The sequence below is a fragment of the Kribbella flavida DSM 17836 genome (genome assembly GCF_000024345.1).
Classification (GTDB): domain Bacteria; phylum Actinomycetota; class Actinomycetes; order Propionibacteriales; family Kribbellaceae; genus Kribbella; species Kribbella flavida.
Window position 1 is genome coordinate 6,635,098 of the sequence record NC_013729.1, and the last position, 21,254, is coordinate 6,656,351.

At 70.2% G+C, this 21,254-nt stretch carries 21 protein-coding genes and 1 tRNA gene; 14 read left to right on the forward strand and 8 right to left on the reverse strand.

Annotated features, from left to right (window positions below; all coding sequences use genetic code 11):
* Nucleotides 1–43 precede the first annotated feature (43 nt).
* Complete coding sequence (locus KFLA_RS30750) at nucleotides 44–1,300, forward strand: TerC family protein (protein ID WP_012923747.1); 1,257 nt, start codon at nucleotides 44–46, stop codon at nucleotides 1,298–1,300.
* A gap of 456 nt (nucleotides 1,301–1,756) precedes the next feature.
* Here KFLA_RS30750 and KFLA_RS30755 read toward each other — a convergent pair whose 3' ends face one another.
* Complete coding sequence (locus tag KFLA_RS30755) at nucleotides 1,757–3,670, reverse strand: glycoside hydrolase family 127 protein (RefSeq protein WP_012923748.1); 1,914 nt, start codon at nucleotides 3,668–3,670, stop codon at nucleotides 1,757–1,759.
* 185 nt (nucleotides 3,671–3,855) lie between these two features.
* Here KFLA_RS30755 and KFLA_RS30760 point away from each other — a divergent pair, with 185 nt between their 5' ends.
* Complete coding sequence (locus KFLA_RS30760) at nucleotides 3,856–4,854, forward strand: LacI family DNA-binding transcriptional regulator (RefSeq protein ID WP_012923749.1); 999 nt, start codon at nucleotides 3,856–3,858, stop codon at nucleotides 4,852–4,854.
* A gap of 73 nt (nucleotides 4,855–4,927) precedes the next feature.
* On the opposite strand, the gene KFLA_RS30765 is transcribed toward KFLA_RS30760, so the two are convergent.
* A complete protein-coding gene (locus tag KFLA_RS30765) occupies nucleotides 4,928–5,419 on the reverse strand; it encodes a CGNR zinc finger domain-containing protein (RefSeq protein WP_012923750.1) in 492 nt (163 codons plus the stop codon).
* 72 nt (nucleotides 5,420–5,491) lie between these two features.
* Here KFLA_RS30765 and KFLA_RS30770 point away from each other — a divergent pair, with 72 nt between their 5' ends.
* The 3 genes from KFLA_RS30770 (at nucleotide 5,492) to KFLA_RS30780 (ending at nucleotide 7,754) form a co-directional block, all read left to right on the forward strand.
* Nucleotides 5,492–6,352, forward strand: a complete 861-nt coding sequence (locus KFLA_RS30770; RefSeq protein ID WP_012923751.1) for an alpha/beta fold hydrolase — start codon at nucleotides 5,492–5,494, stop codon at nucleotides 6,350–6,352.
* 119 nt (nucleotides 6,353–6,471) lie between these two features.
* On the forward strand, nucleotides 6,472–6,819 hold the full coding sequence (locus KFLA_RS30775; RefSeq protein ID WP_041289552.1) for a VOC family protein: 348 nt from the start codon (nucleotides 6,472–6,474) through the stop codon (nucleotides 6,817–6,819).
* A gap of 95 nt (nucleotides 6,820–6,914) precedes the next feature.
* Nucleotides 6,915–7,754, forward strand: coding sequence for an RNA methyltransferase (locus tag KFLA_RS30780; RefSeq protein WP_012923753.1), 840 nt, complete (start codon nucleotides 6,915–6,917; stop codon nucleotides 7,752–7,754).
* Nucleotides 7,755–7,829: 75 nt separating this feature from the next.
* On the opposite strand, the gene KFLA_RS38520 is transcribed toward KFLA_RS30780, so the two are convergent.
* Nucleotides 7,830–8,870 (reverse strand): hypothetical protein, encoded by a 1,041-nt coding sequence (locus KFLA_RS38520; protein WP_012923754.1) that lies wholly within the window; start codon nucleotides 8,868–8,870, stop codon nucleotides 7,830–7,832.
* 167 nt (nucleotides 8,871–9,037) lie between these two features.
* Entirely contained in the window at nucleotides 9,038–9,835 is a 798-nt protein-coding gene (locus tag KFLA_RS30790) for a class I SAM-dependent methyltransferase (RefSeq protein WP_012923755.1), read from the reverse strand.
* Nucleotides 9,836–9,983: 148 nt separating this feature from the next.
* Between KFLA_RS30790 and KFLA_RS30795 the strand changes: the two genes are divergently transcribed.
* From KFLA_RS30795 to KFLA_RS30805, 3 genes are all read left to right on the forward strand, one after another.
* Nucleotides 9,984–10,529, forward strand: coding sequence for a P-loop nucleotide/nucleoside kinase family protein (locus KFLA_RS30795; protein ID WP_148256778.1), 546 nt, complete (start codon nucleotides 9,984–9,986; stop codon nucleotides 10,527–10,529).
* An 89-nt stretch (nucleotides 10,530–10,618) separates the two neighbouring features.
* Complete coding sequence (locus KFLA_RS30800; RefSeq protein ID WP_012923757.1) at nucleotides 10,619–11,317, forward strand: RraA family protein; 699 nt, start codon at nucleotides 10,619–10,621, stop codon at nucleotides 11,315–11,317.
* A gap of 9 nt (nucleotides 11,318–11,326) precedes the next feature.
* A complete protein-coding gene (locus tag KFLA_RS30805; RefSeq protein WP_012923758.1) occupies nucleotides 11,327–12,220 on the forward strand; it encodes an aldo/keto reductase in 894 nt (297 codons plus the stop codon).
* A 76-nt stretch (nucleotides 12,221–12,296) separates the two neighbouring features.
* On the opposite strand, the gene KFLA_RS30810 is transcribed toward KFLA_RS30805, so the two are convergent.
* Nucleotides 12,297–13,187, reverse strand: coding sequence for an LLM class flavin-dependent oxidoreductase (locus KFLA_RS30810; RefSeq protein WP_012923759.1), 891 nt, complete (start codon nucleotides 13,185–13,187; stop codon nucleotides 12,297–12,299).
* A gap of 91 nt (nucleotides 13,188–13,278) precedes the next feature.
* On the opposite strand from KFLA_RS30810, the gene KFLA_RS30815 reads away from it, so the two are divergent.
* From KFLA_RS30815 to KFLA_RS30825, 3 genes are read left to right on the forward strand one after another with little or no spacing between them, the layout of a single operon-like run.
* The gene (locus KFLA_RS30815; protein WP_012923760.1) at nucleotides 13,279–13,707 is read left to right on the forward strand and encodes a MarR family winged helix-turn-helix transcriptional regulator; all 429 of its coding nucleotides are present in this window, start codon (nucleotides 13,279–13,281) and stop codon (nucleotides 13,705–13,707) included.
* Nucleotides 13,708–13,765: 58 nt separating this feature from the next.
* Nucleotides 13,766–14,353: a TetR/AcrR family transcriptional regulator gene (locus KFLA_RS30820; protein ID WP_012923761.1), complete on the forward strand. Its 588-nt coding sequence runs from the start codon at nucleotides 13,766–13,768 to the stop codon at nucleotides 14,351–14,353.
* Nucleotides 14,350–15,852: an MFS transporter gene (locus KFLA_RS30825; RefSeq protein ID WP_012923762.1), complete on the forward strand. Its 1,503-nt coding sequence runs from the start codon at nucleotides 14,350–14,352 to the stop codon at nucleotides 15,850–15,852. The genes KFLA_RS30820 and KFLA_RS30825 overlap by 4 nt, the downstream gene beginning before the upstream one ends.
* Before the next feature lie 78 nt (nucleotides 15,853–15,930).
* Here KFLA_RS30825 and KFLA_RS30830 read toward each other — a convergent pair whose 3' ends face one another.
* Entirely contained in the window at nucleotides 15,931–17,076 is a 1,146-nt protein-coding gene (locus tag KFLA_RS30830) for a hypothetical protein (protein WP_012923763.1), read from the reverse strand.
* Nucleotides 17,077–17,273: 197 nt separating this feature from the next.
* On the opposite strand from KFLA_RS30830, the gene KFLA_RS30835 reads away from it, so the two are divergent.
* Entirely contained in the window at nucleotides 17,274–17,786 is a 513-nt protein-coding gene (locus KFLA_RS30835; protein WP_012923764.1) for an AAA family ATPase, read from the forward strand.
* Nucleotides 17,787–17,823: 37 nt separating this feature from the next.
* Here KFLA_RS30835 and KFLA_RS30840 read toward each other — a convergent pair whose 3' ends face one another.
* A complete protein-coding gene (locus KFLA_RS30840; RefSeq protein WP_012923765.1) occupies nucleotides 17,824–19,239 on the reverse strand; it encodes a hypothetical protein in 1,416 nt (471 codons plus the stop codon).
* A 223-nt stretch (nucleotides 19,240–19,462) separates the two neighbouring features.
* Between KFLA_RS30840 and KFLA_RS30845 the strand changes: the two genes are divergently transcribed.
* Nucleotides 19,463–20,434: a hypothetical protein gene (locus KFLA_RS30845; RefSeq protein ID WP_012923766.1), complete on the forward strand. Its 972-nt coding sequence runs from the start codon at nucleotides 19,463–19,465 to the stop codon at nucleotides 20,432–20,434.
* A 96-nt stretch (nucleotides 20,435–20,530) separates the two neighbouring features.
* On the opposite strand, the gene KFLA_RS30850 is transcribed toward KFLA_RS30845, so the two are convergent.
* Nucleotides 20,531–20,613 (reverse strand) — tRNA-Tyr (locus tag KFLA_RS30850).
* A gap of 82 nt (nucleotides 20,614–20,695) precedes the next feature.
* Between KFLA_RS30850 and KFLA_RS30855 the strand changes: the two genes are divergently transcribed.
* The gene (locus tag KFLA_RS30855; protein WP_012923767.1) at nucleotides 20,696–21,187 is read left to right on the forward strand and encodes a YajQ family cyclic di-GMP-binding protein; all 492 of its coding nucleotides are present in this window, start codon (nucleotides 20,696–20,698) and stop codon (nucleotides 21,185–21,187) included.
* Nucleotides 21,188–21,254 lie beyond the last annotated feature (67 nt).

Here is a 21,254-nt window from a genome sequence, read left to right on the forward strand (position 1 = left end):
GGCCCGGCCGCCCGCCGACCACTCCCGAGGGGACTCAGGACGCATGGACGTATCACCGCTGGTCTGGACGCTGACGATCCTCGGCATCCTGGGCCTGCTGGCGTTCGACTACTTCTTCCACGTCCGCCGCGCGCACGTGCCGCAACTGCGCGAGGCGGCGATCTGGTCCAGCGTGTACGTCGGGCTGGCGCTGCTGTTCGGTGTCGGCACGCTGATCTTCGGCGGCGGCGCGATGGGCTCGGAGTACTTCGCCGGCTACGTCACCGAGAAGGCGCTGTCGGTCGACAACCTGTTCGTGTTCCTGATCATCATGACCAGCTTCCGGGTGCCGCGGGAGGACCAGCAGAAGGTGCTGCTGTTCGGCATCATGTTCTCGCTGGTCGCCCGGACCGGGTTCATCCTGCTCGGCTCGGCGCTGATCAACACCTTCGCCTGGGTCTTCTACCTGTTCGGCCTGGTGCTGCTGATCACCGCGGGCAACATGCTGCGGCCGCAGACCGAGGAAGCGCACTCGGCGCAGAACGTGGTGGTCCGGCTGAGCCGCCGGCTGTTCCGAACCACCGACAACTACGACGGCGACAAGCTGTTCACCGTCCAGAACGGCCGCCGGGTGATGACGCCGATGCTGCTGGTGATGGTGGCGATCGCCGGCACCGACCTGATGTTCGCGCTGGACTCGATCCCGGCGATCTTCGGCCTGACCCAGAACGTGTTCGTGGTGTTCACCGCGACGGCGTTCAGCCTGCTCGGTCTGCGCCAGCTGTACTTCCTGCTGGACGGGCTGCTGGACCGGCTGATCTACCTCTCCTTCGGACTGGCCGCGATCCTCGGCTTCATCGGCGTGAAGCTGGTGCTGCACGCGCTGCACGAGAACAACGTGCCGTTCATCAACGACGGCGAACACGTCGAGGTCGCCGAGATCAGCACCGGCCTGTCCCTCACGGTCATCCTGGCCGTGCTGGTGGTCACCGTGCTGGCGTCGCTGCTCAGCACCCGCGGCCGCACCCAGACCGCGATGGCGAACGCCCGCCGCGATGCCATCGCGTACCTGGACTCGGAGTACACCAGCGACCCGGTCGAACGGGAGCGCATCTACCGCCGGTTGATCGAGTCCCGCGACCACATCGTCAAGCTCGGCCCGAAAGCCAAGCAGATCGTCAAGAACGAGCCCGAACTGCTGGAGCTCTGCGGCCGCGCCGCCCTCAGTCACGACGCCGCGCTCGCCAGCGGCCGGCACCCGGACGACTCGGTGCTGGGACCGGACCCGACGCCGCTGCAGGGGCCTCGTCGGCAGGGGTGAGGGGAGAACGCCCTCATGGACATGCTTGCAGTAGATCGAGGCGCCCACCCAGGCGGGCGACTCGCTCGCTGACGCTCGCACGGTGCCTTCTCCCGCCCTTTGGGTTCAGGGCGGGCTAGCACCCGGTGGGTGCGCGCGTCCGCACGCTGCGACACGCTTCCACGCTTCAGTTTGCGCGCTCCCGCGCTTGTCGACGACGGTGCAACCCAGGCCAGGCCCAACTGGGCGGGACAGACGCCGTGCGAGAGCGCCCAACCTCGCGCGTCAGCGCGGACCCGTGTGCCAGCGCGCATTTCGCGTCAGCGCGGAACCCGCGCGCCAGCGCGCACCCCAGCAGGCGCCAGCACGCGCACACCTGACCGAGCGAGAGCGGCGCGCAGCCCGCGACGGAGGAGCGGGCGTGGCCGCCGCGTGGAGGAAACCCCAGGTCCGCCCCCTCCACAGCCCCAGCGATGGTCAGGCACGCGGGAGCCAGACCCGCATCGCGCCGATCTCGCGGTTGGCCCAGGCGTAGTAGGGAACGGCTCGGACCGGGACCTCGTCACCGACGCTGTCGTCGAGGCCGGGTCGGTAGGGCCAGTGGTCCGGCGTGTGTGCTGTGCCGGGACGGCCTTCGGTGGTGAGGACGGTGACGCCGTCGAGCAAGCCCGGTTCGTGCGTCGCGGTGACGGGTGCGCCGACCAGCAGGTGGAGGTCGTCGACGTCGGTCTGCTGGTCGACCTGCTCGACCGCGTAGACCAGCGGGCCGCGTTCGAGCGCCACGCAGCCGCGGACGGCGTCGATGCGGGGATCCGCCGCAACCGTTCTCGTTGCCATCGGCAATTGAAGCTCGACGGTGTCACCGGTGGCCCAGGTCTGTTCGACGCGGGCGTACCGACCGGCGTCGACCGGCTTGCCGTTGAGCGTCGCGCCTTCGGCCCAGCCCGGGATGCGCAGCTCCAGCGCCCAGGGCGTGTCGGGCGTCTGCTGGACGGTCACCTTGATGCTGCCGTTCCAGGGGTACTCCGTGTCCACCTGCAGCTCGACCGTACCGGCGGGCAGGTCGGCGGCGACCGCGCCCTCGGCGTACTGGTGGAGCTGGATCGCACCGTCGGTGGTGCTCGCGAGGTAGCCGTCGAGGCTGGACAGGGTCCGCATGATGTTGGGCGGGCAGCACGCGCAGTCGAACCAGCCGCGCCTGCCGTGCGCCGGGCTCCGGTTGCCGTCGGGCTCCGCGGCGCCGCGGAGCTGGAGGGGGTTGACGTAGAAGTACTCGTCACCGCCGAGCGAGACGCCGGCCAGGAAGCCGTTGTAGAGCATGCGCTCGATCGCATCGGCGTAGAAGGCGTTGCCGGTGGCCAGCAGCATCCGCCAGGCCCACTGGACGCCGCCGATCGCGGCACAGGTCTCGGCGTACGCCCGGTCCGGCGGCAGCTCGTACTCGTCGCCGAATGCCTCGCCGTCCCAGCGAGACCCCAGACCGCCGGTGAGATAGGTCTTCGTCGACCACATGTGGGCGAACTGACCTTCGAGCACCCGCAGCAGGTCGTCGTCACCGGTCTCCAGGGCCACGTCGGCCGCGCCTGCCGCCAGGTAGACCGCCCGGACGGCATGGCCCTCGACCGTCGTCGCCTCGCGGACGGGGACGCGGTCGGAGAAGTAGGCCGGGTGGTGTCCGTGACCCTCGATGATGCCGTGACCGCGCGCTTCGACGAACCACCGGGCCAGCTCCAGGTACGCCGTCGTACCGGTCTCGCGGTACAGCTCGACCAGCGCCATCTCGATCACCGGGTGACCGTCGACGTCGCGGATCTTGCCCTGACCGCTGTCGCCGAAGGTCGCCACCAGGTGGTCGGCGAGCTTGATCGCGACGTCCAGCAGAGCGCGGTCCCCGGTGCAGCGGATCTGGGCGACGGCAGCCTGGATCAGGTGACCCGCGCAGTAGTGCTCGTGGCTCCAGACCAGCTCTCGGTAGCGGCCTACAACGCCTTGCCGGAGCTGGACGACCGAGTCGAGATAGCCGTCCTCGCGCTGAGCCGCGGCGACCACCGCAGTCAGCTTGCGCTGGCGGTCGAGCAGGTCGTCGGACGGGTTGCGGCCGTACTCCCACGCAACGGCTTCCAGCCACTTGTAGACATCGGAGTCGGCGAAGATCGGGCCGATCGCCTCGCCCTCGTCGATACCCGCGGCCAGGCGGAGGTTGTACAGGTTCCCGGCCGCTTCGAGCTGGTCCTGGCCGGCGGGGATCGCGCGCTCGGCGTTCCGGGCCTGGCGCGGGGCCCAGAAGCCGCCGGTGATTCGGGCCCGGCCGAGGCCGATCGGGCGAAGGCGTCCGCGCGTGGTGGCGGCGGGGCTGACCGAGGTGGGCGCCGGTTCCTGTGAGGTGGTCATTCGGCGACTCCTGGAGGGGTCGAGTGACGGAAAATGTAGGAACACGTTTTCCTGTCTGAACGTAGAGACGTTGCCCTCGTTGGTCAACCCTCCGGGGCTGCTTGATCGTGAGCCGGCGCGGCATGCGAGCGGCTCGCAAGCTACGATTTCGGAAAGTCCGGAAATGCTCGGAGAGGAAATCGGCGATGACAGCACGCGGGCCGGCCCTGCCGCGGATCACCGACGTGGCCGCGCTCGCGGGGGTCTCGACCAGTACGGCGTCGAAGGCGCTCAACGACACCGGCCAGCTGCGCGCGGAGACCCGTGAGCGGGTCCGGCGGGCGGCCGAACAGCTGGGATTCACTCCCGACAGCCGCGGCCGGGCGCTGTCGTCGGGTCGCAGCTACACGGTCGGGCTGATCACGACGGACAGCTCGGGGCGGTTCAGCATCCCGATCATGCTCGGGGCGGAGGACGCGTTGAGCGCCGGCGAGATGGCGCTGGTGCTGTGCGACACCCGCGACGACCCGCTGCGGGAGTCGCACTACCTGCGCTCACTGGTGTCGCGGCGCGTCGACGGCATCATCGTCACCGGGCGGCGGACCGAGCCGCGGGCGCCGATCGACGTACCGATCCCGGTGGTCTACGCGTTGAGCCCGTCGACCGATCCGGCCGACACGTCGGTGGTGATGGACGACCGCGGCGGCGCGGCCGCCACGGCCCGGCACCTGCTCAGCCTCGGGCGACGACGGATCGCGCACGTGACCGGTCCGGCGACCCACCTCAGCGCTGTCACCCGCGCGGCCGCGACGGTCGAGACCGCCGGCGACGCCATCGCCGGCGAACCGATGCACGGCGAGTGGAGCGAACGCTGGGGCCGGCACGCCGTCGACGTCCTGCTCCGCAGCACCCCCGACCTCGACGCCATCTCCTGCGGCAGCGACCAGATCGCCCGCGGCGTCTGCGACCGCCTTCGCGAGCTCGGCCGCGCCGTCCCCGACGACATCGCCGTCACCGGCTACGACAACTGGACCGTGATGGCCCTGGCCAGCCGCCCACCCCTGACCACCGTCGACCTGCAACTGGAAGAACTGGGCCGCCGCACCGCCCAACTCCTGCTCGACACCATCGCCGGCACCCCCCACCCCGGGCGCCTGGAAATCCCCACCACCCTCATCCCGAGAGAATCCACGCTCGGCACCTGACCGCACCCCACGGCCCTCGAGGTGCTCGCCGGTTGACCAGCGGGGCCGACGACCTACCGGCGACCTCGGCCGCCTACTCCTCGGCGGACTTGATCCTCTGGTGGTGCCGTCGAGCCTTCAGGCGGTTGCCGCAGGTGGACATCGAGCACCAGCGGCGAGCGTTGGCCTTGCTGCGGTCGAGCAAGAACAACCGGCACTCCGTGTCGTTCTCGCACGGTCTGATCCGATCCCTCAGGCCTGACCAGGCGAGCACCAGGTGCGCACCGACTCCCCCGCCAGTGGTCCGCCACTCGACCTCGCCGTCGGCAGTGAGCACAGGAACCCGCCGTACCGCGGCGAGGTAGCGCTGCAACGAATCCGCCGGCGCCATCCCCCGCACCACCAAGGCGATCGCGTCCCGCACCTCGCGGGCCGACCGCACGCTGCCCGGAATGCCTTGAGCGCGCAGCCACCCTTCGGCACCAGCACCTCGGAGCGCGTCCGTGGGCTGCCCGTCGACCATCGGGCTCGAGTTGAGCAGCGCCAGCAAAACCTCGACCTCGCGCCCTCTAACCCCATTGACCATATTGACAGGTTACCCCTCGATCGTGTTCGCTGGCCTCCTAACCAGATAAATGATTCAAAGGAGTTAGACAGCATGAACGTGCACCACCGCACCGTCACGGTCGACGGCCACCAGATCTTCTACCGGGAAGCGGGCCCGGCCGACGCGCCCGTCCTGCTGCTCCTGCACGGCTTCCCGACCAGCTCGCACATGTTTCGCGACCTGATCCCCCGCCTCGCGGACAAGTACCACCTCATCGCCCCCGACCACCTCGGCTTCGGCTCCTCCGCGATGCCGGCCGCCGACGAGTTCGCGTACAGCTTCGCCGCGCTCGCCGACCTGACCACCAAGTTCACCGAGCAGCTCGGCCTGTCGGCGTACGCCATCTACGTCCAGGACTACGGCGCCCCGATCGGCTGGCGGATGGCCCTGGCGCACCCCGAGCGCATCCGCGCCGTCATCACCCAGAACGGCAACGCCTACGAGGACGGCATCGTCGAGCAGGTTTGGCAGAACATCCGCGCGTACGACGCCGACCCGTCCCCGGAGACGGCCGCGGCCGCCCTGGAAGCGGCGAGCGAGGACGCGGTGAAGTGGCAGTACCTGCACGGCGTACCGGACGAGTCGCTGGTCAGTCCTGACACCTGGCAGCACGACCTGTCCCTGCTGAGCCGCCCCGGCGCCGGCCAGGTCCAGCTCGACCTGATGCGCACCTACCTGACCAACTTCGCGATGTACCCGCAGTTCCAGGAGTACTTCCGGACCAGCCAGGTGCCGCTGCTCGCGGCCTGGGGCGAAAACGACGAGATCTTCCCGCCCGCCGGCGCGAAGGCCTTCCGGCGCGACCTGCCCGACGCCGAGATCCACCTGCTGCCGACCGGCCACTTCGCCCTGGAGACGCACGCCGCCGAGATCGCCGCGCTGGTGGACGGCTTCCTCACCCGCGTCCTCTGAGTCCGCCTCCTGCTTCGTCCGTGGCCTCTGCGCGGCGGCCGCCCGTATGCCAGTCGGCACATATTCGGATGCTCGCTCGGAGATCTGGGCACCAGCCGAAGGACCATTGAGGAGGCCTTGTGAGGATGCGGACGGTACTGGCCGTGGTGCCGGTGGCGGAGTTCGAGAAGTCGTGCGCCTGGTACGAAGGGTTCTTCGGGCAGCCGCCCGACACCCGGCCGATGGACGGCCTGGCGGAGTGGCACCTGAGCGAACTGGGAGTCGTGCAGGTCTTCCAGGAGCCCGACCGGGCCGGGCGGACCGCGGTGAACTTCACCGTGGACGACCTGGACGCGGCCCGCTCGGAGCTGTCCGGCCACAACATCGCCTCGACCGATCCGCAGGTCGTCTCCGCCGGCCGCCAGCGGCTGTCGATCATCCAGGACCCGGACGGGAACCAGTTGGGGCTGATCGAGTCGCTGAGCTGAACACCCGCCTGAGGCGGCGGTCCGGTCTCGTACTGTGGTGCGGTCCGAGGCGGAGGCCTGACGCCGCCGGTCCGGCGACGAGTGCGGAGATGTGAATGGCGACGCGGGTCAGTAGTCGGAACGCTCGGTTCCAGGTGTGGCAGGCGCTGCTGAGCAACCGGAACAAGCGGCAGCGGGCCGGCGAGTTCCTGGTGCAGGGAGTGCGGCCGATCAGCCTGGCGGTCGAGCACGGCTGGACGGTCAACACACTGATCCACGACGCCGAGCGGCCGCTGTCGCAGTGGGCACGTGACCTGCTGCAGAACCAGCAGAGCACCGAGCGGGTGCTGATGGCGCCCGGGCTGCTGGCGGAGCTGACCGAGAAGGACGAGGCCGAGATCCTCGCCGTGGTGGCGATGCCGCCGGACGACCTGGAGCGGATCGAGGCGGGGCCGGACTTTCTCGGCGTGGTGTTCGACCGGCCGACCGGGCCGGGCAACATCGGCTCGATCATCCGGTCGGCGGACGCGTTCGGCGCCGACGGGCTGATCGTCACCGGGCATGCGGCCGACGTGTACGACCCGAAGGCGGTGCGGGCCAGCACGGGCTCGCTGTTCGCACTGCCCGCCGTCCGGGTGCCGTCGCAGCGTGAGGTGATGGAGTGGGTCGCGGCGCGCCGGGCGGCCGGCGTACCGATCGTTGTCGTGGGCACCGATGAGCACGGGGCGGTGGACGTCTACGACTTCGACTTCACGCAGCCGACGCTGCTGCTGGTCGGCAACGAGACGACCGGGCTGAGCGCGGCCTGGAAGGAGCTGGCCGATGAGCTGGTGCGCATCCCGATGACCGGGGCGGCGAGCTCGCTGAACGCGGCCAACGCGGCGACTGCGGTGCTGTACGAGGCGTCGCGGCAGCGTGGCCAGGCGGTCAAGACTGCGGCAGCTGGTCCCGTCTAGCCGGACAGCTCGGACCGGTCGCAACGGAAACCGGCCCCCGATCTGCTACTCGGGGGCCGGTTGCTTCAGGCGAGCTCAGCTCTCACAGCCGACCCCGTCGTTGTTGCCGTCGAAGTTGTGCGGGTCCGTGCCCACCACCCGGAAGTTGCGGTAGGGAACGTCGCCGCAGTCCAGGTCCGGCGGAGGCGGCGGGATGCACACCCCGGGGTACGACGGGTCGCAGTTCGGCGGCGGAGGCGGCGGCGTCACCGGGACCTGGTAGCGGATGTACCAGGTGCCGTTGCTGGGGCGCCAGACGGCGTGGTCGGTGGCGGTGGTGCCGGCGTAGTTGCCGGGGAGGGCGCGGTCGCCGTTCTGGCCCCAGGTGAGGGTGCTGCCGCCGCGGATGAACCAGGCGCCGGTGGACGGGCGGAACACGGTCAGGTCCGCCTTGGCGGTGCCGACGAAGTTGGCCGGTGCCGGGACGTCCCGGTTGACGCCCCACGCGACCTGAGCCCCACCACGGATGAACCAGCGGCCCAGCGACGGCCGGAAGACCGCGAGGTCGCTGTGGCTGTCGCCGACGTAGTCCGCCGGTGCCGGGATGTCGCCGCTCACTCCCCAGGCAAGCTGGGCGGCTCCCCGGATGAACCAGCGGCCCAGCGACGGGCGGAACACCGCCGCCTCGGCCCGGCCGTCCCCGACGTAGTTGGACGCGACCGGGATGTCCCCCGCCTGGCCCCAGACGAACTGGCCGACACCACGGATGTACCAGTAGCCGTTGGACGGACGGAACACCGCCAGCTCGGCACGGCCGTCACCGGTGTAGTCCGCCGCGACGGGGATGTCCCCCGCCTGGCCGAACTTGATCGTGGCGCCGCCGCGGATGTACCAGGTCCCGTTGCTCGGCCGGAACACCGCCAGCTCGAGCTTGCTGTCGCCGACGTACTGCCGCGGTACCGCGACGTCGCCATTCTGCCCCCACCGGATGGCCGCCGTGGCCACCTTCGTCGCGGCGACCGCATCGGCCGTCGTACTCGCTGTGCCGGCGACCGGCCCGGCCTGGGCGGTCGAGGTCAGGCTGACGGCGGCGAGCGACGCCACCGCCAGCCCCAGAGCTGCGGATCTGAAACGCATGGAGTTGTCCCCCTCGGAACGTAGGGCGGCCTCTTCCGCCGGCCCTTCCCTCCCCAGGGACCCCCGGCCGGCGTACCGCCAACGCCCGTATATCGACACCCGCCGCCGATCGTTACACCGAGTTATCGGCTCACCGCTCAACCACGCTGCCGCGGAGGTTGATCGGGTCAGGCGATCGCCACGATCTCCCCGTGCAGCAGACTGAGGAAACCGTCCGGTGCCTGCGACCACGCCCGCCAGGCGGCCGAGATCCGCTCCAGCTTCTCCTCCGGTACGCCGGACGCCCGCGCCTGCGTCGCCAGGGCGGACTGCAGCACCCGGTCGGCCCACATGCCACCCCACCAGGCCCGGTCCTGCGGGTTCGCGAAGGTCCAGTTGCCGGCGGTCGCCTCGATCTGCTCGAAGCCGGCCGCCCTGGCCCAGGACAGCAACCGCCGGCCGGCGTCCGGCTCTCCCTGGTTGGCGCGGGCGAACTGCTGGTAGAGGTCCATCCACTCGTCGAGCTCCGGCAGCTCCGGGTACCAGGTGAAGGAGTGGTAGTCGGAGTCCCGCGCGGCCACGATCCCGCCGGGTTTGCAGACCCGCCGCATCTCGCGCAACGCCTGGACCGGATCGCTGACGTGCTGGAGCACCTGGTGGGCGTGCACCACGTCGTACGAGTCGTCGGGCAGGTCGAGGTGGTGCACATCACCAACCACGAAGTCGACCGAGCTCACGCCGCGCTCGGCGAACGTCGCGCGGGTGATCTCCAGCGCCGACTCGCTCGCCTCGAGCGCGGTGGTTCGTCCCGGCGCGACCAGCGCGGCGAGGTCGGCCGTGATGGTGCCGGGACCGGCGCCGACGTCGAGCAAGGACAGGCCCGGCCGCAGTCTCGGCAGCAGGTACCCGGCCGAGTTCTCCGCGGTGCGCCAGCGGTGCGACCGCAGGACCGACTCGTGGTGGCCGTGCGTGTAGACGTTGCTCATCCTGGACTCCTTCGTCCCTCGATCATCGAGTCAATCTATCGGGTCGTCTTGACAAATGAGACTATTTATATTGCTATGTGAGACAGTTTGTTGCCTAAGGCATCATAATGAAGAGGACGGGACGCCGGGAAACCGCTAAGGTTCGGCGGTGCTGACGAAGCCGATGCTGATCGTGGTGAGCGGACCGCCCGGAACCGGCAAGACGACCCTGGCGCACCGGATCGCCGCCGGCGTCGGCTGCCCGGCGATCTGCCGCGACGAGATCAAGGAAGGCATGGCGCACGCCACCCCCGGCTTCGTGCCGGGCCCGGCCGACCCGTTGACGATGCGGACGCTGGCGACGTTCTTCGACGTGATCGGCCTGCTGGTCGGCCGCGGTACGTCGGTGGTCGCGGAGGCCGCGTTCCAGGACCGGCTCTGGCGGCCGGGACTGACGCCGCTGATGAGCCGCGCCGACGTCCGGATCGTGCACTGCACCGTCTCCGCCGAGGTGGCCTACAAGCGGATCACCCTTCGCGCCGGCAGCACAGCGTCCCGGGCCGCGCACGAGGACGCGCAGTACGACGCGGATCGTCGCCGCCAGGTGCACGAATCCTTCGACCCGATCGCGCTGCAGGTGCCGACCCTGACCGTCGACACGACCGGCGGCTACCGCCCGGACCTGCCGGAGATTCTCGCCTTCCTCGCCCGCTGAGCGACCCGAGCACGCAGTACGGCAGACCCCTGGCGGCGTACCGGCGACCTGACTATGGTCGGCTGACTGGTCGACGTGAGGAGTCATGGGTGAAGCCGGATGAGCTGACGGGGCGATTCGCCGCCCTGACGACGGCGCACGTTGCCGACGCCTGCGTACGGCTGCAGGTGCCGGTCCGGGCCGTGGGACTGACAGCCGTCCTGCCCGGGCGGGTCGCGGGACGGGTGCTGCCCGCCCGGCACGTCGGCAGCGTGGACATCTTCCTGGAGGCCTTCGGCAGCGCCGAGCCGGGCGACGTGCTGGTGGTCGACAACGCGGGCCGGCGGGACGAGGCCTGCGTCGGCGATCTGGTCGTGCTCGAGGCGAAGACGGCCGGGATCGCGGGGGTGGTGGTCTGGGGCCTGCACCGCGACAGCGCCGACATCCGGGCGATCGGCCTGCCCGTCTACAGCCTCGGCGCGCTGCCGCCCGGGCCGCAGCGGCTCGACCCGCTACCGGCCGACGCGCTGACGACGGCGACCGTCGGGCAATGGGCCGTGAGCAACGAAGACGTCGTGCTGGCCGACGACGACGGCGTGCTGTTCGTACCGGCCGCGCGGCTGGACGAGCTGCTCACGCTCGCCGAGACGATCCGCGACACCGAGCGCCGCCAGGCCGCGCAAATCGCCTCCGGTACGACGTTGCGCGAGCAGGTCGGCTTCGACGACTACCTCGCGGCGCGGGCGGCCGATCCGTCGCTGACCTTCCGGGCGCATCTGCGCGCGAGAGGTGGCGCGATCGAGGAATAGGGTGGCCGGATGCCTGAAAACCTCTCCGCGGCTGCCGCGGGTACCTGGAAGCTGGGCGACTCCACCATCCACCGCATGGGGTTCGGCGCGATGCGCATCACCGCGAACCCCGACCGAGACCTCGCCGTCCGCGTACTGCGCCGCGCGGTCGAGCTGGGCGTGAACCACATCGACACCGCCGCCTTCTACGTCTCCCCCGGCGGAACCCTGGGGATCGGCGAAGGCCCGTCCCGCTTCGCCAACGAGCTGATCCGGGAGGCGCTCTCGCCGTACCCGGAAGGCCTGGTGATCACCACCAAGGTCGGGCCGGGCATCGGTCCGGACCACGACTTCTACCAGGCGACGTCCGCCGCCGACCTGCGCGCCCAGGTCGAGCTGAACCTGCGCCAGCTCGGCAAGGACCACCTCGACGTGGTCAACCTGCGCATCCTGAAGAAGCCCGGCGCGGACTCGGTCGCCGAGCGGTTCGGCGCCCTCGCGGAACTGCGGGACGCCGGGCTGATCCGGCACCTCGGGTTGTCGAACGTGCGGCCCGACCACCTCGACGAGGCGCAGGCGATCGCGCCGGTGGTCTGCGTGCAGAACTCGTACGCGCTCGACACCCACCGCGACGACGACACGTTCCTGCGGGTCTGCGGGGAACGCGGTGTCGCGTACGTGCCGTTCTTCGCCATCGCCGGTCCGGCACGTGAAGGCCAGGCCACCACCGACCACGCCGACGCCGTACGCCGGCTGGCCGCGGCGAAGGGCGTTTCCGAGCAGCAGATCCGGCTCGCGTGGACGCTGCATCAAGGGCCGCACGTGCTGGCCATTCCCGGCACCGGCAATCCCGCCCACCTGGAGCAGAACATCGCCGCGGCCGGCCTCCGGCTCACGCCGGAAGAACTCGCCGGCCTGAACTGACGCTCGCCTCACCGGGACCGGCCTGAGCCGCAGGCCGGCCCCGGCGCCGAGCGGGCGGCGGCCGTGGACCGTGACCTCAGGAGATGGCGGCGCGCACAGCGGGGACCACCTCTCGGGACCAGCGGGCGAGCGACGTTTCGAACGAGGCGTCGCCGCGGGGGAAGTACGTGAAACCCGCGGCGCCGTGCTCGAGCACCGCGCCGGTCAGCTCCTCCGCCCACTGGCCGACCGAGCCGCCGACCCACCGGCCCTCGGCGTCGCGCGGGCGGTCGAGGGGGTGCTCGGTGATCGCGCCCGGGAAGTTGTAGAGCGTGGCGATCTCGCTCGGCTTGCGTCCGGCCGCGGCGGCCGCCTCGTCGATGATCGCCCGCGACGTCCGGTACGGCTCGCTCAGCCAGTCCGCCGCGTGCCCGGGGATCCAGCCGTCGGCCCGCCGCCCGGTCGCGGCCAGCGACTTCGGACCGACCGAGCCGGTCCAGATCCGCAGCTCGGGCGTCGCGACCGGCGGAATCCCCTGCACCGGGTAGTGCGGACCCGCCGACGTCACCGCCGGCCCCGCGGTGGTCAGTGAACGGATCAGCACCATGGCTTCCTCGAACGCCTCCACCGCTTTCCGCGGAGTCTGCCGCCGCCCGCCCATCGCCATGATGTGGTCGGGCGAGCCGCCGGCGCCCAAGCCGAGCACGAACCGGCCGCCGGACAACGCCGCCAGCGAGGACGCCGTCCGGGCGAGCATCGGGGCCGGACGCAACGGCAGGTTGCTCACGTTGACGAGCGCCGAAAGCCGCTCGGTCCGGGCCAGCACGAACCCGATCGCCGCGTAGGCGTCGAGGGCGTGCGCGCCGTACGGATGGTCGGCCACTGACACGTGGTCCAAGCCGTCCCGGTCGGCCTGCCCGGCCAACCGGAGCAGGTCGGGCAACGAGCGGGTGTCGAGCGGTGATCCGTAGCCGAAGTGAACAGTCATCAGGGCCTCCAATTTAGTTCGTAGATCTAAATAGTAGTAGGCCGGACTATACGGCCTGCTGACATTCCGCTGATCGGACTACGATGGGGGCATGGCCGCCGGAACAACGCAGGACACGGAGCTCGTCGGCTCCCTGGTCCAGCTGATGTACGTTTTGCAAGATCTGTACGCCGAGACCAGCCGGCCGCTAGGCCTGACCCCGCAGCAGGCTCACCTGCTCTGCGTACTGCTGGCCGGCCCGCTCGGCATGACCGAGCTCAGCCGGATCATGAGCATCGAGCGGTCCAGCCTGACCAGCATGGTCGACCGACTGGAACGGCGGTCCCTGGTCGAGCGGCTGCCGGATCCGGCCGACCGTCGCGCATGCCGGATCGCACTGACGGGGCCCGGGACCGAGTTGGCCGACCAGGCGCACTCGGCGTACACGGACCGCATCGCCGAGCTCACCGGAAACCTGCCGGCAGGGCAGCGCAACGCGATCGTCGCCGCCGTCGCCACAATCACCAGGCCGCCTGAGTGATCAATGCCTCACCTGAGACGATCTTGTCTCACCTGAGGCAATTTGGTCTACTGGTGGCATGCTCACTCGCGACCAGGTCCTGCACGCGGCGGTCCGTCGGCTGAACTCCGACCCGACCACGTCGATGGCCGACCTCGCCGCCGCCATCGGCATCAGCCGGGCCACGCTGAACCGGCACTTCGCCAGCCGCGACGCGCTGCTGCGCGAGATCGGCGAGCGGTCGCTCGACCACTGGGACCGCAGCCAGCGGGAGAGCGGGATGGCCGAGGCCGCCGAGTCCGGCGACCCGGAGGCGATCCGGGACTGCCTGCGCGAGCTGACTCGCTGGTTCGTCGAGAACGCGGAGGAGTTCGCGTACGCGCTCGCGAACAACCGGCTCGAGGCGATGCCGGAACTGGTGGAGCGCGCCGACGTGCTGGCCGACCGTGAGGTCGAGTTCTACGCCGCCGCCCAGCGAGCCGGCGTCCTGCGGTCCGACGTACCGGCGCGCTGGATCGAGCACACCATCTACGGGCTGATGATCGCCGCCCGCGAAGGCCTCCGCCGAGGCGACGTGGCACGTCGCGACCTGGAGGGCCTCGTCCTGTCCACGTTCCTGACCGGCACGGGAGCGACCCCCACAGCATCCGAAAGGCAGACCCGATGACCACCCGGACCACCCCCGAGCGTGTCACCGCGCAGAGGGCCGACCGTCGGCGCTGGGCGGGTCTCGCCGTACTGTCCGCCAGCCTGCTGCTCGTCGTGATGGACATGACGATCCTCAACCTGGCCCTGCCTGCCATGGCCGAGGACCTGCGGCCGAGCTCGGTCGAACTGCTCTGGATCGTCGACATCTACTCGCTGGTGCTGGCCGGCCTGCTGGTCACGGCCAGCTCGCTGGGCGACCGCCTGGGCCGTCGCCGGATGCTGATCACCGGCTTCGTCATCTTCGGCGCCGCCTCGCTCGGCGTCCTGCTGGCCGACAGCCCGGCGACGGTGATCGCCGTCCGCGTGCTGCTCGGTGTCGGCGGCGCGATGATCATGCCGTCGACGCTGTCGCTGATCCGCGCCCTGTTTCCGGACGCCCGCGAACGCGCCACCGCGCTCGGCATCTGGGGCGCCACCGCGGCCGTCGGCGGCGCGCTCGGACCGATCGTCGGCGGCGCGCTGCTGCAGAACTTCAGCTGGCACTCGGCGTTCCTGGTCAACGTGCCGGTGATGGCCGCCGCGGTCGTCGCCGCGTTCCTGCTGCTGCCCGAGAGCCGCTCGGAGCGCCCGGGCCGGCTCGACCCGGTCGCTACGGTGCTGTCGATCGCGGGCATGGTCGGCCTGGTCTACGCGATCAAGCAGCTCGGCAAGCACGGGGTCACCGCGGAAGTGCTGCTGGTCGGCGTACTGGGGGCGGCTCTGCTGTTCGCCTTCGTACGCCGCTGCCTGCGCGCTCCGGAACCGATGCTGGAGATCCGCCTGTTCCGCGGTCGCGGCTTCACCGCCGGTGTGCTGACGGCGCTGATCACCAGCTTCGCGATGGTCGCCGCGCTGCTGCTGATCTCCCAGTGGCTGCAGCTCGTCCAGGGCTGGTCGGCGCTGGCCTCCGGTGTGGCGCTGCTTCCGATGGCCGCCGGCGGGCTCATCGGTTCGCCGCTCGCGCCCGCCCTCGCCCAGCGCATCGGCGCTCGTACAGTCCTGGTCGGCGGCTTGGCCGTCGGCGCCCTCGGCTTCCTGCTGCTCTTCGTCCTGCCCCAGCCGCTGACGTACGCCGGTATCGCCGCGTCCCTCACGCTGATCGGCATCGGCACCGCCCCGCTCGCGGTCGCCTCGGCCGTCATCATGGCCGGCGCCCCCGTCGACCAGGCCGGCAGCGCCGCCGCCATCGAGGAGAGCAGCTACGAGATCGGTGCCGCCCTCGGCATCACCATCCTCGGCAGCCTCGCCGCCGCCATCTACCGCGCCGGCCTCCCCGGCGACGCCCCCACCCAGGCCCGCGAGTCCCTCGCCGGCGCCCTCACCCTCGGCGACCCCACCCTGGCCACCACCGCCCAAACCGCCTTCACCAACTCCCTCACGTGGTTCGGCCTGGCCGGCGGCCTACTCCTTCTGGCCGTCGCCGCTCTGGTCCTCCACCTCACCCCGCGAACCCTCGACCTGACCGCCACCCACCACTGACCGGCGCGGCTTTGGCTTTGAATGGCTTTCTGACATGCCAACGGCCGGGCGGGTGCCCGGCCGTTGGTGGGGTGAGGGTCAGGACTTCGACGCGAGGTAGATCTGGAGGAGGGTGTCGTAGTCGACGACCTCGACGGCGGTCGCGTGGGTTGCCTCGTGGAAGTCGACGGGGAGGTCCGGGCTGCCGACGATCAGCACGGTGCGGGGGTCGGTGACCTCGACGCCGTACTTGGCCTGGACGAAGGCGCGGTTCTCGGGGCCGGCGAAGTACTCCTGGAAGCGGGCGAGGCGCTCGGCTCCGTCGCGCAGGCCGAGGGACCGGCGCCGCTTCTTGCCGCCGGAGGTTTCGAGCACCGCCAGGGCCAGGTCGCCGACGACGTGGCTGCCGTCAGCACGTTCCAGGATGAAGTCCGGCGTCACCGCGACCTCGTCCGCGCCCGGCGTACCGTCCTGCCACTCGAGGAACGGCTCGGCGATGACCCGGGTCGCGCCGAACGCCGACAACAGGATCTCCTCGTGCTGGTTGAGGAACTCGGCCGTCGTCAGCTTCTGCAGGTCGTGCAGATACGTGCTCGCGAACGGCGCGGCCTTGAGCAGCTGCTCGGCCTCACCACCCGCCACGCTGAACGTGCCGACCGGGTCGAGGTGCTCCGCCGAGTTGACCAGCCGCTGCAGGAACTCGCGGTACTTGTCGGCCGGCTCCGACCGGTGGATCGCGATCGCCAGGAAGGTCCAGTGCAGGCGCACCGCCGACCCCGCGCTCTGGGCGAGCAGCACCCGCTGCAGGGTCACGTAGTTGCCCGGCGCGAACTGCAGGAGTTTCTCGCTCGGCCCGACCAGCTCGTTGCCGATCAGGCGCGCGGCCTCGACGAAGTTGTCCCCGAACACGCTGCGCCCGCGCTCGCTCGCGATCGTCGCGTCCTTGACGAAGCTCTCGTCCGGCAGCACCACCACCGCCTCGGCCGCGGACGACCCGCCCGCGCCGAAGTACTCGTCGATGCTCTCCGCCTTCTGCCGCTTGACCTCCAGCGACCGGTACTCCCGGCTCACCCCGACCAGCTCGAGGATGTTCCAGTCCGGCGTCTCGGTCAGCACCATCATCCGGGGGTACAGCAGCGGCCCGGGCAGCTCGCGCCGGTGACTGGTGGGAAGGTGGTCACTCACACCCTTGAGGTGCTCCCCCCAGAACTGACTGTTCACCTTCACGAACTCGGTGGGTTTCATCCGCCCGCTCTCCTCGATCACACTCGACAACCCGCTCGTCAACCACCAACTCCCGGCCGTGCCGGGCCTATTCCCCGCAGGCAGCACGCGGTGGAGGTCGCGGTGGCATCGTACCGAGGCGGCCGTATGGCGCCGGACGAGCGGCCGTCGGGGAGAAATCGGCTCGCTTCGTTGAGCATCATCACTACGCTGACCCCGTGGCGAAACGCAATTACCTCGTCGAAGGCGGTTCCGGAACCGGCAAGAGTTCCGTACTCCGTGCGCTGCGCGAACGTGGCTACCAGGCCGTCGACGGCGACAACGAACTCGCCTATCAGGGCGACCCGGAGACCGGTCGGCCACTACACGGCGTCGGCGGCCACGAGAACCACCTTTGGGACGTCGCCAAGGTCAGGGAAATCGCCGGGAACCAGGACGACGAGGTCGCCTTCTTCTGCGGCGGTTCGCGGAACTTCCACCAGTTCCTGGACGTGTTCGACCAGGTGATCGTGCTGGACGTGGACACCGAGACCCTCACGCAGCGACTGGCCACCCGAGCCGCCGACGACTGGGGCGGCACCGAGGACCAACGAGCGCAGATACTCCGCCTGCACGCCACCAAAGAAGACATTCCCCACGGCACGATCATCAATACCGCGCGCCCACTCGACGAAGTCGTCGACGCCGTCCTGCAATGCGTCGACGCTCCGTCGGTCTCTTCCGACCGGTGATTTCTCTCGCCCCGAGGCAGGCCTCCGGGTTGTCGGCTCAGCGCACGAACAGGTACCGGAAGGCTGCCTGCACATTCGCGTTCGACGGCTTCACCGGCTGGGACGACGGCGGGTAGTCCCAGCCGGGGAGGTACGTCGTGTACGAGAAGCGGCTCGGGCACGCGGCGCCGTTGATCTGCACGCGGGTGTTCGACACGAGCCGGCCGGTGCGCAACTCGTACGCCTTCACCGGCGCCGCGATCTTGTAGAACGTGACGTCACTGGTGTTCATCGGGCTCGTCACGCTGTGGTACGGGCAGGTGCGTACCGGGGCGCCCTGCGTGGACTGCTCCGTGCAGACCACCAGAACCGCGGTGCTCACGTCCCCGGCCCGCCAACTCGCCGGCAGCCGCGCGGTGTACTCATCACTGCCTTCGAACACCGCACGGTTCAGCCCGCGCTGGTACGGCGCCGCACCGCTGTACCTCGCCGGTGCCGAGCAGTAGTCGTCGCGAGCGAGCAGGTCGCGCACCTTCAACAGCTCGAGCGCCAACGTCGCCTGCCGGATCCCCGCCTTGGCCTTCGCGACCCGCCCGTCCTTCGGGTACTGACCGACCAGCTGCTGGTACGCCGTCCTCGCGTCCGCCCACTTCTTCTGAGTCATCAGCCGACCCGCACACCCGGCGATCGCCGCCGGCGCCAACTGCGGCACAACGGCACGGGACTGGTCCAGAACGTCGTTCGTCGCCTTCCGCTGCCGCAGCCAGTCGGTGATCCGCACGGTCCGGCACGGATCCTTGACCGGCAGGTCGCCGAGCCAGCCCCTCAACGTCACTTCCACGGTCCTGTCATGCCCCGGCGCGGCCAGCACCGATCCGAGCACGTCGAACCCTTGCCGCAGCGCGGTCTGGTCGCCGAGCAGCCCGGTCTCCAACTTGGCCTTGGCGTCCTCCAGGCGCTTGCACAACCGGACTTCCTCGGCTCCCTGCGCTGTGCCTGGCGCGTCGACGATCCGGTGACCGAACCACAACTCCCGCTGGGCCTCGGTCAGCTCCGCGCAATCACCCGCCTTCCGAGCAGCGGAGACTCTGTCCTCCACCCGGCCGGCGTCGTACCGGATCAGGCCCACCGCCAGCAGGAGCGGCACGGTGATCCCGAGCGCCAGCACCCGCTTGGTGACGTCGGTCGCCTTCCGGGGCTGGGTGTGCGCGAGGAACCAGCCGTGAGCGATGGCGAGGACCCACCATCCGGCCAGGGCGCTCTCGCACCACGGCTTCTTCAGGACCAGCAGCAGGACGACCAGGGCGCCGACCACGATCAGGTTGACGGTCGCCATACGCCAGCGCCTCAGCATCAGATAGCCGATGCCGAGCAGCGATCCGTTGCCGACCGCAACGGCAAGCGGGTCCGCCGGAGGTGTGGGAGCCGGCTGCGGCTGCGGCGGCTGCCAGGCGGCGTACGGCGAGTAACTCATCGATCCCTCTCTCGCACTGGCGGGCCTCGTCACAGCCAGTCTCCGACGACCGGCTTGCCGTCATCCCTCGCTGTCCGGGACCTGCCACCTGCGAACGTCGGACCACCCGGTGGCCGCGGCGCGATCACCCGGTCGAGGGAGGCGGTTCACCCGCACGAGGGAACCGGCCGCATGCCGGGCTGAGCGACGCTGAAGCCCATCGTCGACCAACTTCGGAGTCCGCATGCGACTGCTCGCCACCCCCACTGCCACGCATGGCCGACCGGGTCTCGCCGCGCTGCAATGGTGCTGCGGCTACGGGATGATCGTCGCCGTTGCGCCGTACGCCGTGCTCAAGGTCTGCTGGCTTCTCGGCTACCCGGTCGGCATTCCGGACACGTCGCCGGCGATGGACTTCGTCATCCCGAACCTGGTCACGCTGGCCTTGGACCTCGCCGCCGTGGCGACTGCACTCGCACTGGCCGCCGACCGGGCCCGGCGGTGGCCGGCTTGGCTGCTGCTCGTTCCCGGGTGGACGGGAATGGGCTTGCTGGCACCGACGGTCCTGATCGTCACGGCCGGGTTCGCCCACGGCCTGCTGACCGAGGGACAGCCAGTCGTCATGCGGGACGGTCTGGTGGAACCCTGGACCTACACACTCGTCTACAGCTCGTTCGCCATTCAGGGAACTCTCCTGTCGATCGGGCTGGCACTGCACGCCCGCCGGCGCTGGCCGGACCTGCTCACCGAGACCCGAACGTCTGTACTTGTCCCCGGCGCCCGGGTGGTCGCCATCGGGGGCGCCTTGGCTGCGGGCGCTGTCGGCGCGGCACGGCTGTTCGAGGCGATCGCGGCTCCGGCGGACTGGCGTGCGTCGGACTGGACCTTCGCGAGCCGTTTCAGCGAGGCCACCGAAGGAGCCTTCGCGCTGGCCGCCGGGGTCGGCGTCCTGGCGTTGGCCGGACTGCTGCCCCGCCTCCGGCACGCGGTCGCCCTCACCTGGCTCGGCAGCGCAACACTCTTCGCCTGGGGCCTGATGCGCACCTTCAGCCTCGCGGCCCGCGCTCCGATGTCGGACCTCATCACCCGCCAGACCGCGATCATCGACCTGACCGCCACCCTCGCCGGACTCTTGATCGCCCTGACCGCGTTGTTCCTCCTGACGGCCCAACGCCTACCCCGCACGACGCCCCCGGCTACAACCTCCCCCGACTGACCGCCTGCCCGGCGACTCAGGTCGCTGACCGGGCCGGCCACAACGAGAACCGCCCCTGACCGCGTTTCCGCAGGTCAGGGGCGGTTTGACGCCCTGTGGCAGGTGCAGGGTTCGAACCTGCGTAGGCATAAGCCGACAGATTTACAGTCTGCTCCCTTTGGCCGCTCGGGCAACCTGCCAGGGTGGTGCTGCTCCGAAGAGCGGCGTGAGAGACGATACAACAGACAGTGCCCCTGACAGCAAATCGGAAAGGAACTGCCCATGGCTTCGGAGTCCTCCTTCGACATCGTGAACAAGGTCGATCGCCAGGAGGTGGACAACGCCGTGAACCAGGCGGCGAAGGAGATCAGCCAGCGGTTCGACTTCAAGAACGTGGACGCGCAGCTCAAGTGGTCCGGTGAGTCGATCGAGATGCAGGCCAGCACCGAGGAGCGGGTGAACGCCGTGCTCGACGTGTTCAAGGACAAGCTGGTCAAGCGGCAGATCTCGCTCAAGGGGCTGGAGGCCGACGAGCCGAAGCTGTCCGGCAAGGTCTACAAGATCGTCGCCACGATCTCCGCGGGCATCACGCAGGAGAACGCGAAGAAGCTGTCCAAGCTGATCCGCGACGAGGGGCCGAAGGGCGTCAAGGCCCAGATCCAGGGCGAGGAGCTGCGGGTGTCCAGCAAGAGCCGGGACGACCTGCAGGCGGTCCAGTCGCTGATCAAGGGCCAGGACCTGGACTTCGCGGTGCAGTTCGTCAACTACCGCTGACCCGGCCGCGGGCCGGCCCGGCCGCACCGTCGGCCGGGCGTCCTGCCGCCGCAAAACCGCTCGCTCG

What these genes read in the sequence shown, in the direction of transcription:
- KFLA_RS30815 (WP_012923760.1), top strand. Translation starts at nt 13,279, where the DNA reads ATGGCCGCCGGAACAACGCAGGACACGGAGCTCGTCGGCTCCCTGGTC.
- KFLA_RS30805 (WP_012923758.1), top strand. Translation starts at nt 11,327, where the DNA reads ATGCCTGAAAACCTCTCCGCGGCTGCCGCGGGTACCTGGAAGCTGGGC.
- KFLA_RS30830 (WP_012923763.1), bottom strand. Translation starts at nt 17,076, where the DNA reads ATGAAACCCACCGAGTTCGTGAAGGTGAACAGTCAGTTCTGGGGGGAG.
- KFLA_RS30810 (WP_012923759.1), bottom strand. Translation starts at nt 13,187, where the DNA reads ATGACTGTTCACTTCGGCTACGGATCACCGCTCGACACCCGCTCGTTG.
- KFLA_RS30770 (WP_012923751.1), top strand. Translation starts at nt 5,492, where the DNA reads ATGAACGTGCACCACCGCACCGTCACGGTCGACGGCCACCAGATCTTC.
- KFLA_RS30855 (WP_012923767.1), top strand. Translation starts at nt 20,696, where the DNA reads ATGGCTTCGGAGTCCTCCTTCGACATCGTGAACAAGGTCGATCGCCAG.
- KFLA_RS30840 (WP_012923765.1), bottom strand. Translation starts at nt 19,239, where the DNA reads ATGAGTTACTCGCCGTACGCCGCCTGGCAGCCGCCGCAGCCGCAGCCG.
- KFLA_RS30750 (WP_012923747.1), top strand. Translation starts at nt 44, where the DNA reads ATGGACGTATCACCGCTGGTCTGGACGCTGACGATCCTCGGCATCCTG.
- KFLA_RS30825 (WP_012923762.1), top strand. Translation starts at nt 14,350, where the DNA reads ATGACCACCCGGACCACCCCCGAGCGTGTCACCGCGCAGAGGGCCGAC.
- KFLA_RS30765 (WP_012923750.1), bottom strand. Translation starts at nt 5,419, where the DNA reads ATGGTCAATGGGGTTAGAGGGCGCGAGGTCGAGGTTTTGCTGGCGCTG.
- KFLA_RS38520 (WP_012923754.1), bottom strand. Translation starts at nt 8,870, where the DNA reads ATGCGTTTCAGATCCGCAGCTCTGGGGCTGGCGGTGGCGTCGCTCGCC.
- KFLA_RS30790 (WP_012923755.1), bottom strand. Translation starts at nt 9,835, where the DNA reads ATGAGCAACGTCTACACGCACGGCCACCACGAGTCGGTCCTGCGGTCG.
- KFLA_RS30820 (WP_012923761.1), top strand. Translation starts at nt 13,766, where the DNA reads ATGCTCACTCGCGACCAGGTCCTGCACGCGGCGGTCCGTCGGCTGAAC.
- KFLA_RS30760 (WP_012923749.1), top strand. Translation starts at nt 3,856, where the DNA reads ATGACAGCACGCGGGCCGGCCCTGCCGCGGATCACCGACGTGGCCGCG.
- KFLA_RS30755 (WP_012923748.1), bottom strand. Translation starts at nt 3,670, where the DNA reads ATGACCACCTCACAGGAACCGGCGCCCACCTCGGTCAGCCCCGCCGCC.
- KFLA_RS30845 (WP_012923766.1), top strand. Translation starts at nt 19,463, where the DNA reads ATGCGACTGCTCGCCACCCCCACTGCCACGCATGGCCGACCGGGTCTC.
- KFLA_RS30780 (WP_012923753.1), top strand. Translation starts at nt 6,915, where the DNA reads ATGGCGACGCGGGTCAGTAGTCGGAACGCTCGGTTCCAGGTGTGGCAG.